At 68.6% G+C, this 14,331-nt stretch carries 14 protein-coding genes; 13 read left to right on the top strand and 1 reads right to left on the bottom strand.

Annotation, left to right across the window (positions count from 1 at the left end):
* The first annotated feature begins 26 nt into the window (after positions 1 to 26).
* The 11 genes from dnaK to ASC55_RS09715 all read left to right on the top strand — a co-directional run bounded on the left by dnaK (position 27) and on the right by ASC55_RS09715 (position 10,650).
* The gene (dnaK, locus tag ASC55_RS09765; RefSeq protein WP_055866321.1) at positions 27 to 1,892 is read left to right on the top strand and encodes a molecular chaperone DnaK; all 1,866 of its coding nucleotides are present in this window, start codon (positions 27 to 29) and stop codon (positions 1,890 to 1,892) included.
* Between the two features lie 2 nt (positions 1,893 to 1,894).
* Positions 1,895 to 2,548 carry a nucleotide exchange factor GrpE gene (locus ASC55_RS09760; RefSeq protein WP_055866319.1) on the top strand — a complete coding sequence of 218 codons (654 nt, stop codon included), beginning with the start codon at positions 1,895 to 1,897 and terminating at the stop codon, positions 2,546 to 2,548.
* 7 nt (positions 2,549 to 2,555) lie between these two features.
* On the top strand, positions 2,556 to 3,539 hold the full coding sequence (locus tag ASC55_RS09755) for a DnaJ C-terminal domain-containing protein (protein ID WP_017829652.1): 984 nt from the start codon (positions 2,556 to 2,558) through the stop codon (positions 3,537 to 3,539).
* A 40-nt stretch (positions 3,540 to 3,579) separates the two neighbouring features.
* On the top strand, positions 3,580 to 3,993 hold the full coding sequence (locus ASC55_RS09750; protein WP_164743761.1) for a heat shock protein transcriptional repressor HspR: 414 nt from the start codon (positions 3,580 to 3,582) through the stop codon (positions 3,991 to 3,993).
* Between the two features lie 52 nt (positions 3,994 to 4,045).
* A complete protein-coding gene (locus ASC55_RS09745) occupies positions 4,046 to 4,708 on the top strand; it encodes a GntR family transcriptional regulator (RefSeq protein ID WP_055866313.1) in 663 nt (220 codons plus the stop codon).
* Positions 4,709 to 4,828: 120 nt separating this feature from the next.
* Positions 4,829 to 5,797, top strand: coding sequence for a tripartite tricarboxylate transporter substrate binding protein (locus ASC55_RS09740; RefSeq protein WP_055866310.1), 969 nt, complete (start codon positions 4,829 to 4,831; stop codon positions 5,795 to 5,797).
* A gap of 64 nt (positions 5,798 to 5,861) precedes the next feature.
* Complete coding sequence (locus tag ASC55_RS09735; RefSeq protein ID WP_055874848.1) at positions 5,862 to 6,419, top strand: tripartite tricarboxylate transporter TctB family protein; 558 nt, start codon at positions 5,862 to 5,864, stop codon at positions 6,417 to 6,419.
* Positions 6,416 to 8,071, top strand: coding sequence for a tripartite tricarboxylate transporter permease (locus ASC55_RS09730; protein WP_055874845.1), 1,656 nt, complete (start codon positions 6,416 to 6,418; stop codon positions 8,069 to 8,071). The genes ASC55_RS09735 and ASC55_RS09730 overlap by 4 nt, the downstream gene beginning before the upstream one ends.
* The gene (locus ASC55_RS09725; protein ID WP_055874842.1) at positions 8,068 to 8,937 is read left to right on the top strand and encodes a dihydrodipicolinate synthase family protein; all 870 of its coding nucleotides are present in this window, start codon (positions 8,068 to 8,070) and stop codon (positions 8,935 to 8,937) included. Before ASC55_RS09730 ends, ASC55_RS09725 begins: the two co-directional genes overlap by 4 nt.
* A gap of 105 nt (positions 8,938 to 9,042) precedes the next feature.
* Positions 9,043 to 9,483, top strand: a complete 441-nt coding sequence (locus ASC55_RS09720) for a DoxX family protein (RefSeq protein ID WP_055866303.1) — start codon at positions 9,043 to 9,045, stop codon at positions 9,481 to 9,483.
* A gap of 180 nt (positions 9,484 to 9,663) precedes the next feature.
* The gene (locus ASC55_RS09715) at positions 9,664 to 10,650 is read left to right on the top strand and encodes a LacI family DNA-binding transcriptional regulator (protein ID WP_017829637.1); all 987 of its coding nucleotides are present in this window, start codon (positions 9,664 to 9,666) and stop codon (positions 10,648 to 10,650) included.
* Between the two features lie 17 nt (positions 10,651 to 10,667).
* Here ASC55_RS09715 and ASC55_RS09710 read toward each other — a convergent pair whose 3' ends face one another.
* Positions 10,668 to 10,958, bottom strand: a complete 291-nt coding sequence (locus ASC55_RS09710; protein WP_017829636.1) for a hypothetical protein — start codon at positions 10,956 to 10,958, stop codon at positions 10,668 to 10,670.
* Between the two features lie 195 nt (positions 10,959 to 11,153).
* Between ASC55_RS09710 and ASC55_RS09705 the strand changes: the two genes are divergently transcribed.
* The gene (locus ASC55_RS09705; RefSeq protein ID WP_055874839.1) at positions 11,154 to 12,686 is read left to right on the top strand and encodes an FGGY-family carbohydrate kinase; all 1,533 of its coding nucleotides are present in this window, start codon (positions 11,154 to 11,156) and stop codon (positions 12,684 to 12,686) included.
* Entirely contained in the window at positions 12,683 to 14,317 is a 1,635-nt protein-coding gene (locus ASC55_RS09700; RefSeq protein ID WP_055874836.1) for a fucose isomerase, read from the top strand. Before ASC55_RS09705 ends, ASC55_RS09700 begins: the two co-directional genes overlap by 4 nt.
* The last annotated feature ends 14 nt before the right edge of the window (positions 14,318 to 14,331 follow it).

Here is a 14,331-nt window from a genome sequence, read left to right as displayed (position 1 = left end):
CGAACTTCCAACAAAGGAGAGAACACATGGCACGTGCTGTCGGTATCGACCTCGGAACCACCAACTCCGTCGTCAGCGTCCTCGAGGGTGGCGAGCCCAAGGTCATCGCCAACGCCGAGGGCTTCCGCACGACCCCCTCGGTCGTGGCCTTCACCAAGGACGGGGAGGTGCTCGTCGGTGAGACCGCGAAGCGCCAGGCCGTCACCAACGTCGATCGGACGATCGCTTCCGTCAAGCGCCACATGGGCACCGACTGGAGCTTCGACGTCGACGGCAAGAAGTGGACGCCGCAGGAGATCTCCGCGCGCATCCTCATGAAGCTCAAGCGCGACGCCGAGGCGTACCTGGGTGACACGGTGACCGACGCGGTCATCACCGTCCCCGCGTACTTCAACGACGCCGAGCGTCAGGCCACCAAGGAGGCCGGCGAGATCTCGGGCCTCAACGTGCTGCGCATCATCAACGAGCCGACCGCGGCCGCGCTCGCCTACGGCCTCGACAAGGGCAAGGAAGACGAGCTCATCCTGGTCTTCGACCTGGGTGGCGGAACGTTCGACGTCTCGCTGCTCGAGGTGGGCAAGGACGACGACTTCTCCACGATCCAGGTGCGCTCGACCGCCGGTGACAACCGTCTCGGTGGAGACGACTGGGACCAGCGTCTCGTCGACTACCTGATCAAGCAGTTCAAGGAGACCACGGGCGTCGACGTCTCGGGTGACAAGATCGCCCTGCAGCGTCTCAAGGAGGCTGCGGAGCAGGCGAAGAAGGAGCTCTCCTCCTCGACGTCGACGAGCATCAACCTGCCCTACCTGTCGCTGACCGAGTCGGGCCCGGTGTCGCTTTCCGAGACCATCACCCGCGCGAAGTTCGAGGACCTCACGAAGGACCTTCTCGACCGCACCAAGAAGCCGTTCGAGGACGTCATCCGCGAAGCCGGCATCAAGGTGTCCGAGATCGACCACATCGTGCTCGTCGGTGGATCCACGCGTATGCCTGCGGTCGCCGAACTCGTCAAGCGCGAGACCGGCAAGGACGCGAACAAGGGCGTCAACCCGGATGAGGTCGTCGCCGTCGGCGCCGCGCTCCAGGCCGGTGTCCTCAAGGGTGAGCGCAAGGACGTTCTCCTCATCGACGTCACCCCGCTGAGCCTCGGTATCGAGACCAAGGGCGGCATGATGACCAAGCTCATCGAGCGCAACACGGCCATCCCGACCAAGCGCAGCGAGACCTTCACCACGGCAGACGACAACCAGCCGTCCGTCGCGATCCAGGTCTTCCAGGGCGAGCGTGACTTCACGCGCGACAACAAGCCGCTCGGCACGTTCGAGCTGACGGGTATCGCTCCGGCTCCCCGCGGCATCCCGCAGATCGAGGTCACCTTCGACATCGACGCCAACGGCATCGTGCACGTGTCCGCCAAGGACAAGGGCACCGGCACCGAGAAGTCGATCGTCATCTCCGGCGGCTCGTCGCTGTCGAAGGAAGACATCGAGCGCATGGTGCGCGAGGCCGAGGAGCACGCCGCTGAGGACAAGGCGCGCCGCGAGGCCGCAGAGGTCCGCAACCAGGCCGAGACGCTCGCGTACTCGATCGACAAGCTGATCACCGAGAACGACGACAAGCTGCCCGAAGACGTGAAGACCGAGGTCAAGGCCGACGTCGACGCGCTCAAGACGGCGCTGGCCGGCGAAGACGACGAGGCCGTGAAGACCGCGTTCGACAAGCTCAACCAGTCGCAGTCCAAGCTCGGCGAGGCCATCTACGCCTCCTCGCAGGCGGATGCCGCTGCCGGCGCTTCGGCTGACGGCGAGGCCCCGGCCGGTGACGCTCCCTCCTCCGAGGAAGACGTCATCGACGCCGAGGTCGTCGACGACGAGGACGAGAAGAAGTAATCATGACGGACAAGAACTTCGACGAGAACCAGTTTCCTGAGTCCGCCGAAGGTCGCAGCGAGGGGTCGGATGCTCAGGCATCCGGCCCCGTGCCGCAGAACCCGGACTCCACCGAGGCGAAGGCCGCCGAGGGGTCGGACGAGACTCCTGACGACGGCGCCGATGACCTCACGGTCGACGACATCCTCGGTGCCACGCAGACCGGTGAGGCCGCGGCGGAAGACGCCGTGCTCGCCGACCTCGAGTCCACGCTGCTGAACGACCTCAAGCGCCTCCAGGCCGAATACGCGAACTACCGTCGCCGCACCGAAGAGCAGCGTCAGGTCGAGATCGAGCGAGCGAAGGGCGAGGCCGCCAAGGGCCTGGTCCCCGTGCTCGATGACCTCGACCGCGCGGCTCAGCACGGTGATCTGGTGGAGGGCACGCCCTTCGCCGTGATCGCCGACAAGGTGCGCACGGTCGTGGAGCGTCTCGGAGTGGTCGCGTATGGCGCGAAGGGCGAGGAATTCGACCCGCAGCGCCACGAGGCCATCTTCCAGCAGCCGACCCCCGGCGCCGAGAAGACCACGATCCTCGAGGTCGTCGAGGTGGGCTACCGCCTCGGAGACGTCGAGCTGCGCCCCGCGAAGGTCGTCGTCGCTGTCCCTGCGGAGTAGGTGATCGATGGCCAGCCAGGATTGGTTCGACAAGGACTTCTACAAGACCCTCGGGGTCTCCAAGGACGTCAGTGATGCGGATCTGAAGAAGACGTATCGCAAGCTCGCGCGGAAGTACCACCCGGACTCCAATCAGGGTGATGCCAAAGCCGAAGCGAAGTTCAAGGAGATCAGCGAGGCCTACTCGGTGCTCTCCGACACCGAACAGCGCAAGGAATACGACGAGATCCGCGCCATGGGATCCGGCGCTCGCTTCACGGCGAGCGGTGCGGGTGCCGGCGGCTTCGAAGACGTGTTCAGCCGGTTCGGACAGCAGGGCCGCGGACAGACGGCGGACTTCGAGGACATCTTCGCGATGTTCAACCAAGGGCAGGGTGCGAGCTTCGGCAACGGACGCTTCGGGCAGCCGAGCGGCGGATACCGCGGCTTCGGCGGCCCGCAGCGCGGAGCCGATGTCACGGCCCGCACCACGCTCGACTTCGTCACCGCTGTGCAGGGCGAGACCATCTCCCTGCAGGGCGAAGACGGCAAGCCCTTCAAGGTGAAGATCCCGGCGGGCGTCGCCGACGGACAGAAGATCCGTCTCCGCGGTCGCGGTCGTCCTTCGCCCGATGGGGGAGAGAGCGGCGACATCGTCGTGCAGATCGCGGTGCGCCCGCACCCGGTCTTCACGCGCGACGGTCTCAACCTGCGCGTCGTGGTGCCTGTGACGTTCACCGAGGCGACTCTCGGTGCGACCATCGAGGTCCCGACCCTCGGCGGCGACGTGGTCAAGCTCCGCGTCGCACCCGGCACTCCCTCCGGGCGGGTGCTGCGGGTCAAGGGCCGAGGGGTTGCGACCTCGAAGGGCACGGGCGACCTGCTCGCCGAGCTCCAGGTCGCGGTGCCGACGCACCTCGACGACGCCGCGCGTGCGGCTCTGGAGAAGTTCCAGGAACTCGAGCCCGACGAGAACCCGCGGGCCGAGCTGATGGCGAAGGCGCGGCGATGACCGATCGTCGAAGCGGGCACCGGGGGCGGAGGCGTTCATGATGAATGCTGACACCCCGGTGTTCGCGATCGCGGCCGCCGCCGAGCTCTCCGGCCTTCATCCCCAGACGCTGCGGCAGTACGACCGCATCGGGCTCGTCGTCCCCGGACGCACTTCCGGCGGTTCGCGCCGGTACTCCCCCCGGAACATCGAGCAGCTGCGCGAGGTCGCCCAGCTCTCTTCCGAGGGCGTGAGCCTCCCCGCGATCGCCCGTCTGCTCGACCTCGAAGACGAGAACAGGGCGCTGCACAACCGCATCGCCGTGCTCGAGAGTGCGTTGCGCACCGAGCGCGAGAGCCGCCCCGGAGTGCGCGTGTTCGCCGCGGGTTCCGCCGGAGTCGTACCCATGCCGACCGGACGGCGCCTGCGTCGCTCGACGGAGGTCGTGCTCTGGGACCCGCGCGGGAGCGCCTAGGCCCAGGCACCGCCGCGGTGTGTATCCTGTCAACTGTTAACAGGAGGTCACCATGACGCAGACCGTCACGCGCGGAGAATCCCTCGGCGCCCAGGTGGCGCGCGTGCTCCGCCAGCGCATCGTGCGCGGCGAGCTCGCCCCCGGCGCGCGCATCACCGAAGAGGCGCTCGCCGAGGAGTTCTCGGTCAGCCGCGGACCGGTGCGCGATGCCCTCACCCAGTTGAGTTTCGAGAAGCTCGTCGAGGTGCAGCGTCCGCGCGGGGTCTACATCGTGGGGCTCACGCACGACGACGTCGATCAGCTGTACAGCCTGCGCGGTGCCCTCGAACAGCTCGCCCTCTCGCGCGCCATGCGTGTCGACGACGATGCGCGCTGGGCGGCGATGGCTGCGGCGGTCGGACGCATGGGCGAGGCCGCGGATGCCGGTGACCACGCCGCTTTCGTGGCGGCCGACCTCGAGTTCCACTCGCAGATCTACGCGCTCGCCGACCATCCACGCCTCGAGGGGGCGTGGAACCAGTACCTCCCGACGTTCACGGCGCTCCTCGAGGTCACGATCAACCACGATGAAGATCTGCACGAGTCGTCCGGCGACCACGTGAAGCTCATGGACGTGATGCGAAGCGGTACGCCGACGCAGGCGGCGAAGGTGCTGTCGGAGCACCTCGACGGCGCCCGCGAGCGCATGCTGAGCGAGATCGCCACCCGCGCCTGAGCGGGGCGGGCCTCTGCTCGTCGGGGGAGGGGCGCACGTTTGTCAGTGTTGACTGTTAACAGTCAACACTGCTACGGTCGGGGAGTCGACAACAAGGTCGACCCACGTAGAGGAGCAAAGATGCCCCGCAAGCGCATCACCCGGGCGGCTGCCGCGATCGCCGCCCTCGCAGCCACCGCTCTCATCGTCTCGGCCTGCACCAAGGTCGAAGAGGGCGAGGAAGCCGGATCGGCGTTCCCCGAGAACGACATCCGACTCATCATCCAGGCCAACCCCGGCGGAGGATCCGACCTCTCGTCGCGCGCGCTCGCCACGGAGCTCGAGAAGATCCTCGGCGTCAGCGTCATCCCGGAGAACATGCCCGGTGCCGCCGGCGCCCTCGCGATGGAGTACGTGGGCGCTCAGGATGCCGACGGCTACGTCATCGGATTCGCGCCCGTCGAGATCGCGATGCTCAACACCACGCAGAGCGCGAACGTGCTGCCGGACGACTTCGACCTGCTCGGCCAGATCATGCTCGCCCCCGGGGTCGTCACGGTCGGCGCGAACAGCGGCATCGAGACGCTCGAAGACCTCGTCGCCCAGGCGAAGTCCGGCGCCGTCACGGTCGCCAACTCCGGTGCCGGCTCCATCTGGGAGGCGGCGACCCTCGGACTCGGTGCCGCGACCGACGCCGACTTCACCCCGGTCCCCTACGACGGCGGAGCGACAGCCGTCGCTGCAGCCGCATCCGGTGAGACCGTCGCGGCCGTCTCCGGCCTCGGCGAGGCCCTGGCGCAGGGCGAGGCCGTGCGCATCCTCGCCGTCATGAACGACGAGCGTCACCCCGACGCGGAAGACGTCGAGACGGTCGAAGAGGCCATCGGCGAAGACGTGGTCTTCGGTGGCTGGGGCGGTATCTATGCCCCCAAGGGTCTGCCCGACGACGTGAAGTCGACGCTCGAGGCCGCGGTCAAGGAAGCCGTCGAGTCCGACGGATACCAGAAGTTCCAGGCCGATGCCGGAAACCTCGTCGTGTACCGCGACTCCGCCGAATGGACGACGTTCGTCGACGAGCAGTTCGACCTCTTCAAGGATCTCCTGGGCTGAGAACACTGCGGGGCCGGTGCAGACCGGCCCCGCAGCCGTTCCCCTTCGACGAAGGAGAAGGAGCATGATGTCCACCCCCGACACCGCTGCAGAACCGGCGGGCCGCGACGAATCCGCCGGTGACGAGTACGAGGGCGCGCCCGCGTCGCGAACCCTCGAGATCGTGTTCGCCGTCGTCGCCCTGGCGTTCACCGCCGGATACCTCTTCCTCTCGACGCAGATCCCGCTGCGCCGTGAGGCAGCCCCCGGGCAGATCGACGCCCGCTTCTGGCCGCTCGTGATCGGGGTCACCGGAGTCGTCGTCGCCATCGCGCTGCTCGCCGTCGCGATCACCCGCCCGGCACCCACCCGCGAAGACCTCGAACGCATCCAGCCCGGCGGCTACCTCCGCGTCATCGCCACGCTCGCGATCACCGGCGCCTTCATCGCGCTGTGGTCGCTGGGCTCGGTCATCCTCTTCGGCTACCGCATCGAGGTCTTCCCGATCGCCGCAGCTCTGCTGATGGCCTCCCTCATGCTCCTCTACGGCCACCGCCGCTGGCTGAGCCTGATCATCTACTCCGCCTCCGTCACGGCGTTCGTCTACGTCGTGTTCGGGATGCTCCTGAGGATCCCCCTGTGAACGCGCTCATGGAGGGGCTGAACTCGCTCCTCGACATCTCGATTCTGCTCTACATGCTCGTCGGCCTCGTGCTCGGCTTCATGGTCGGAGCCTTCCCCGGCATCACCGCGACCATGGCTGTCGCGCTCGCCGCCGGCTTCACGATGACCCTCGAGCCCGTGCAGGGTCTCGCGGTCCTGCTGACGATCTACGTCGCCGCGAACTTCGGCGATCGGGTGCCCTCGATCCTCATCAACACTCCCGGCACTCCCGCGTCTATCGCGACGACGCTCGACGGCTATCCCATGGCCAAGCAGGGGCGGGCCGGTCTCGCCCTGACGATCTCCGCGATCGTCTCGGCCGTCGGCATCCTCGCCTCGCTCGTGCTCTTCGCAGTCGCAGCCGTGCCGATCGCCAGCTTCGCCCGCGACTACTTCAAATCCCCGGAACTGTTCGCCCTGGTGGTCTTCGGCATCTCGATCATGATCGGCATCTCGTCGAAGTCGATGCTCAAGGGCATCCTCGCCGGGCTCTTCGGCCTCATGCTCGGCAGCGTCGGCACGTATGCTGCGACGGCCGATCAGCGCTTCACCTTCGGAGTGCTCGAACTCGTCGAGGGCGTGAACTTCATCGCCGTGATCATCGGACTCTTCGGCATCGCCGAACTCTTCGACCAGCTGCTCACGCACCGGAAGTCGCACGTGCGGCCCATCTCGAGCCTCGGCCGCTGGTGGCCGAACCGGGCAGAGCTGAAGCAGAGCGGTCGGGCCACGGCGGTCGGCGGTGCGGTCGGACTCGGCGTCGGGCTCATCCCCGCGGCCGGCGGCGACATCGCGGGACTCATCGGGTGGGAGCGGGCGCGCAAGGCGTCGAAGCACCCCGAGATGTTCGGCAAGGGATCGATCGAGGGCGTCGCTGCCTCCGACACCGCCTCGAGCGCCACGCTCGGCGGCTCGCTCACCACGACCATGGCGCTGGGCATCCCCGGCGACTCCGTGATGGCCGTGATGATCGGTTCGATGATCATCTGGGGCATCACGCCTGGGCCGACGCTGTTCACGAACCGCCCCGACCTGGTCGTGTCGATCGTGGGAATCATGCTGATCGCGACGATCCTGTCGCTCGTGCTGAGCCTGATCCGCATGAAAGGCATGGTCAAGCTGCTCGACGTGCCGCAGCCGTATCTGTGGAGTGGCATCCTGATCTTCTGCATCATCGGCACGTACGCCACCTCGAACAGCCTCTCCACGGTCGTCACGATGCTCGTCTTCGGTGTGATCGGAGTGATGCTCAAGCGCATGCAGGTGCCGGCGGGCCCCGTGGTGCTCGGGCTCCTGCTCGGACCCCTCGCCGAGGAGAACCTCGCCCGGACGCTGGCGATCCTGCCCACGCGTCCGTTCTTCGAGGTCGTCAGCCCCATCGCGCTCGTGCTCCTCGCCCTGGCCGTGCTGTCGATCGTGATGCCGGCGATCCGTGCCGCCCGTCGTCCCCGTTCCGAGCGCGCCTCGCTCGCGGACTCGATCCTGCACGACGACAGCATCCAGCAGATCGAGAAGGCGCACGACGAGCTCGCCGCGCAGCCGGACCTGCTCACCTCCACCGTCCGCAACGTCGACGCCCCGCGGCGTCGTTCCCGCAAGCCCCGCAAGAACTCCGAGGAGACCGAGAAGTGACCCGCTACGACATCCTGACCGCCGTGCCCACCGCGTTCCACCGCGACGGCACCCTCGACATCGAGGGTTCGCGTGCGATCTTCCGATTCGTCGCCGACTCGGAGAACGAGGGAGCATTCGTGCTCGGCACGACGGGGGAGTTCCCCGCGGTGGATGCCGAGGAGTTCGCGGCCATCGTCGAAGCGGCGCTGGCCGAGTTGCAGGGGCGCATGCGCGTCGTCGTGCACGTCGGCCGCCCCAGCACGTTCGAGGCTGTGCGGCTGACCCGCATCGCCCGCGAACTGGGCGCCGTGGAGTTCGCCGCGCTGACGCCGTACTACCTGCGCGCCACCGACGACGCGATCTTCGACTACTACCGCGCGGTGTCGGATGCCGTCGGCGACGGTCGACTGTACGTGTACATCTACCCGGCTCGCAGCGGGAACCCGGTCTCGCCGGAGCTTCTGGTGCGGCTCGCCGAACTGCCCAACGTCGTCGGTGCCAAGATCAGCGAGCTCTCGCTCGACGACATCGCCGCGTACCGGGCCGTCGTGCCCGCCGACTTCGACCTCTACACCGGCGCCGATCGCGACCTGATCGCCGCCGTCGAGGTGGGCGCGCAGGGCGTCGTCTCCGGGGTGTCATCGGTCACACCGAAGCCCTTCCGCGCGCTCGCCGACGCGGGCCGAGCGGGAGACGCGGCGGCCATCGTCGCCGCCCAGGCCGCCGTCGACGACGTCGTCGCGCTCATCGGGGGCGACATGGCGCGCATGAAGGAGGCGTACCGCGTGCTCGACGTCGTCGACACGCACTGCCGCATGGCTATCGCCGAGCCGAGCGCCGCCGAGCGCACCGCCGTCGCCGAGGTGGTCGCCGCGCACCGGTGACCCGGTCACAGGAGATGGAAATGTCGCCTTCCTAGCGTGGAAGCAGGGAACGACCCTGCTCCGCGCCTGGCGCGCGGGTGTCCTGCCACGAAGGAAGAACTCCTCATGACGAACACCAAAGCCCCATCCGCCGCACCCTCGCTGGGACTCCTGGTCCTCCGCGTGGTCGTCGGTGCGATCTTCGCCGCACACGGCGCACAGAAGATCTTCGAGTTCACGCTTCCCGGGACGATCGGCAGCTTCGCGGGCATGGGAGTACCTCTGCCGGAGATCGCCGGTCCGGTCGTCGCCTTCGTCGAGCTCATCGGCGGCATCCTGCTGATCCTCGGGCTCCTCACCCGTCCGGTCGCCATCCTGCTCGCGATCGACATGATCGTCGCCCTCGTCGCCGTGCACCTTCCCGCCGGTCTCTGGGTCGGTGACGGCGGCTACGAGTTCGTCGCGGTCCTCGGCGCGGCAGCTCTCGCCCTCGCGCTCACGGGTGCGGGGCGGTTCTCCCTCGACGGAGCGTTCCTGCGAGGACGCGCGCCGGCCTGGCTGAGCTGAAGAACCTCAGCAACACGACGGATGCCGCGACCGAGGGGTCGCGGCATCCGTCGCGTGGGCGGGTGAAGATGTGCGCGGCATCGATTTCACCGAGGCGCTGATCCTCGGCCACCGCGCGATACTGTTGCAGCACCCGCCGCGCTCGGCGGGAGCAGGAGTCCGCGGGGGAGCAGGGAGCGCATGGCAACGATCTACGACGTCGCCGAGCTCGCGGGGGTCTCACCCGCGACGGTCTCGCGCGTCTTCAACGGCACGAGCGTCTCCGACGAGAAGGTGGCGGCCGTCCGTGCGGCCGCGGCGACGCTCGACTTCACCCCCAACCGCGCCGCCCGCTCGCTGCGTCGACAGAGTTCCGAGGTCATCGCCCTCGTGATCCCCGACATCGAGAACCCGTACTTCACCGAGATGGCGCGCGGGGTCGAGGACGTCGCCTCCGAAGCCGGATACTCCGTCGTGCTCTGCAACTCCGACGCGCAGGTGGAGAAGGAGGCGACGTATCTCCGCATCGCGATCGCCGAGAACATGTCCGGCGTCATCATCGCGACAGCCGACGAGCACTCCGACCTCGACGGCATCCTCGCCACCGGCCGGCCCGTCGTGGCCGTCGACCGCAGCACGGCCTACGACATCGACGGCGTCACGATGGCCAATCGCGCGGCGGGTACGTCGGCCACGCGGAGCCTGATCGATGCGGGCCACCGTCGCATCGCCTACATCGGCGGCCCTGCGCACATCGACACCGCCGCCGAGCGCGCCGCGGGGTGGCGCTCCGCGCTCACCACGGCCCACCCCGACCTCGACCTCGACGGGCTCGAGCGCTTCACGACCTTCCGCGTCGACGGTGGCCGGTCGGCGATGGAGGAGCTGCTCGCGCTGCCCGAGCCGCCGGATGCGGTGGTGGCCGGCAACAACCTGATCGGGGTCGGCGCCATCCAGGTGCTCACGGAGCACGGGCGCACTCCGCCGGATGTCGGTGTGGCGGTGATCGGCTCCCTGCCGTTCACGACGCTCTCGCCGACGGCCGTGACCGTGGTGCGACTGCCGGCGCGGCACATGGGCGTGACCGCGGCGCGGATGCTGCTGGATCGCATCAAGGGTGACACGCAGCCGGCGCGGACGGTCGTGCTGCGCAACGAGCTCCAGCCCGCGAGCGCGACGCGGAGCTGAGCGGGCGGTCGGGCGGACTACTGTGAGCGCCAGAACCGCGTCGCGAGGTTCGCCACCTCTTTGTCGAGACTGTCGACCTTGTGCTCCAGGGCATCTATGCGGCCGGTGAGCCGGCCCTCGAGACTCTCCAGCCGCCCGCTCAGATCGCCGCGCAACCCGCCGATCTCACCTCGCAGCTCGCCGCGCAGACCACCGATCTCGGCGCGGATCACGCGGCTGAACTGCATCGTCATGAGGGTCATGCCGCCGAGCATCATCGTCGTGAACACGCCGATCAGCGTCCATACCTGCGGGTCGTCCAAGCGCATGCCTCCAGTCTGATTCGGGGTGCCCAGAATGTCACGGTATTCCGGTGCTGGTCAGCCAGAAAGCCGCTCTCGGTGGGCAGATCACTCTCTGGCGCGAGCGGTGCAGGACTACTCGCGCCTTGCGGCATGAAATCGATTTCGCGTACAGTGGCGATCAGACCGAGGACTCCGTCGTCCCGGCACGAGGAGGACTCCATGCGCTGCACCCTGGGGGTGGACATCGGCACGTCCAGCAGCAAGGGCGTGCTGGTCGGTGCCGACGGCGGCATCCTGGCGACGGCGACCAGAGCGCACGACGTCGAACGCCCTCGCACGGGCTGGGTCGAGATGGACGCCGCGATCTGGTGGGACGAGTTCGTCGCGATCGCGCGCGAACTGCTCGCCGGAGTCCCCGATGCCGAGATCGTCGGTGTGGGCGTCAGCGGCATGGGGCCCTGCATCCTGCTCGCCGACGAACGCGACGAACCCGTGCGCCCGGCCATCCTCTACGGCGTCGACACCCGCTCGACCGCGCAGATCGAGCGCATGACCGCCGAGCTCGGCGTCGACGAGATCACGCGCATCGGCGGATCGACCCTGACCTCGCAGGCGGGCGGGCCGAAGATCGCCTGGATCGAGGAGGAGGAGCCCGAGGCGTGGGAGCGCGCTAGGCGGATGTACATGCCCGCGTCCTGGCTCGCGCGTCGGCTCACCGGTGCGTACGTGCTCGATCACCAGTCCGCCAGTCAGGTCTCTCCCCTCTACGACATCGAGGGCGAGTGCTGGCATGACCCGTGGTGGGCGCGATACGCAGGGGAGATCGAGCGGCCGCGGCTGCACTGGGCGGGCGAGATCGCCGGAGAGGTCACGGCCGAGGCGGCAGCCCTCACCGGGATCCCCGTGGGCGCGCCCGTGATCGCCGGGACGATCGATGCCTGGACCGAAGCTGTCAGCGTCGGCGCGCACGAGGTCGGCGACCTGATGCTGATGTACGGCACGACCATGTTCCTCGTGGCCACCGGCGAAGAGACCCTGCGGACGCCGTCGATGTGGACCACGGCCGGGGCCTTCGCCGGCACCCGCAACCTCGCCGGCGGCCTCTCGACGTCCGGCGCTCTCACCGCATGGCTCAAAGGCCTGACCGGTGCCGACTATCCCGAACTGCTCGCCGAGGCTGCCGCGTCGGGTGCCGGCGCGAACGGCCTCCTCGTCCTGCCCTACTTCGCGGGCGAGCGCACGCCGATCCAGGATCCGGACGCTCGGGGCGTGATCGCGGGCCTCACCCTCGCGCACACGCGCGGCGACCTGTACCGCGCGGCGCTGGAGGCGACCGCCCTGGGGGTGCGGCACAACGTCGAGACCATGCGGGCGGCAGGTGCCGACATCCGCCGCATCGTCGCGGTCGGCGGCGGAACGCAGGGACGGTTGTGGCTGCAGATCGTCTCCGACGTCACCGGCCTCGTGCAGGAGGTGCCTGCGACGACGATCGGCGCGAGCTACGGCGCGGCCTTCCTCGCGGCGACCGCGACCGCTGCACAAGGCGAGGAGCCGACGATCACCGCCTGGAACCCGATCTCGGAGCGCATCAGCCCGGATGAGGCGCTGCGGCCGCTCTACGACTCCCTGTTCGAACGCTACGTGCGCCTCTATGAGGGATCGAGATCCGTCGTGCACGAACTCGCCGCCGCGCAGCGCGGTGCCGCCCCGACCACCCCGACCACCACCCCCATCGCCCCGGAGGCATCATGACCACGTACACCCTGCCGACCGCGGCTCCCCGCCCCGCCACCGCGCCGAAGACCGCGTACATCATCACGTCCGGCGACCTGCGCGAGTCGGCGAACGTCGCCGGCTGGCCGACCCAGGTCGAGCTCGAGAGCGGCGTCGCCGGAGTGCTGAACGCGCTCGGCTGGGAGGTCATCCGTCCGTTCGGGGTGGACCCGCAGACCGGGCACGGCTTCATCTCGAGCCAGCGCATGGGCCTCGAGGTGTTCAAGGGCATCCCCGTCGATGCTCCTCTGATCGTCGCGATCGCCAACTGGCAGTACTCCCACCACGTGCTCGCCGGTCTCCGGTCGCATGAGGGGCCCATCCTCACGGTCGCGAACTTCGCGGGGGACTGGCCCGGCCTCGTCGGGCTGCTCGGTCTGAACGCGGGGCTCACCAAGATGGACAAGCCGTACGCGACGACCTGGTCGGTCGACTTCACCGACGAGTGGTTCACCGACGGGATCAGGGAGTGGACCGAGACCGGCGCCATCACGCACGACGCCTCGCACGTGCGGGCGCTGCCCGCGCTGCCGGACAGCCCCGAGAAGCAGCTGGGTGAGGCGCTCGCGGCAGAGATGCTCGCCGAGAAGGCCATCATCGGCGTCTTCGACGAGGGTTGCATGGGCATGTACAACGCGATCTTCGACGACGAGCCGCTCAACCAGACCGGCATCTACAAGGAGCGCCTGTCGCAGTCGGCGCTGTACGCCGAGATGCTGAACGTCACCGAGGACGAGGCGGATGCCGCCTACGACTGGCTGATCGAGGCGGGCATGACCTTCCGGTACGGCGAGGACGCCGCCACCGAGCTCACGCGCGAGCAGGTGCAGTGGCAGTTGAAGATGTACATCGCTGCGCTCCGCATCGCCGACGACTTCGGGCTCGACGCGGTCGGCATCCAGTACCAGCAGGGGCTGAAGGACCTGGTGCCGGCATCCGACCTCGCCGAGGGCATCCTGAACTCCACCGAACGCCCGCCGGTGACCTCGCGCGACGGCTCGCGCGTGCTGCACGAGGGCCGCGCCTTCCCGCACTTCAACGAAGCCGACGAGGGCGTCGCGGTCGACGCGCTCGTCACCGACCGGGTGTGGCGCGCGATGGGTCTCGTGCCCGACAACACCCTGCACGACGTGCGCTGGGGCGAGGACTACGACGGTCGGTTCGTCTGGGTCTATGAGATCTCCGGCTCGGTGCCCGCCTCGCACCTGGGCGGGTGGCAGAACGCCGAGGGCTGGCGTCAGGGCCACGTGTTCTTCCCTGCGGGCGGTGCCACGATCAACGGTGTCTCGAAGCCCGGCGAGATCGTGCTGTCGCGCGTCTTCATCGCCGAGGGCATCCTGCAGGCCGACATCTTCCGGGCGTCGGTCGTGGAGCTGCCGGAGGAGGAGACGCAGCGCCGCAAGGACGCCACCAACCCGGAATGGCCGATCGCCCACGTGGTGCTGCACGGCATCTCGCGCGACCAGTTCATGGCCCGCCACAAGGCCAACCATGCGCAGCTGGTCTACGCCCCGGATGCGGAGACGGCGGACAAGGCCCTGATCGCGAAGGCCGCGATGTTCGCCGGGATGGGCATCAAGGTAAACCTGGTGGGAGATGTGACGGTCTGACCCGCCGGTGAGCC

Origin of the sequence: Microbacterium sp. Root322 (assembly GCF_001425645.1) — a bacterium.
Taxonomy (GTDB): domain Bacteria; phylum Actinomycetota; class Actinomycetes; order Actinomycetales; family Microbacteriaceae; genus Microbacterium; species Microbacterium maritypicum.
Note: the sequence above shows the minus strand (reverse complement) of the source record. Positions and strands in the feature narration are given on the sequence as shown.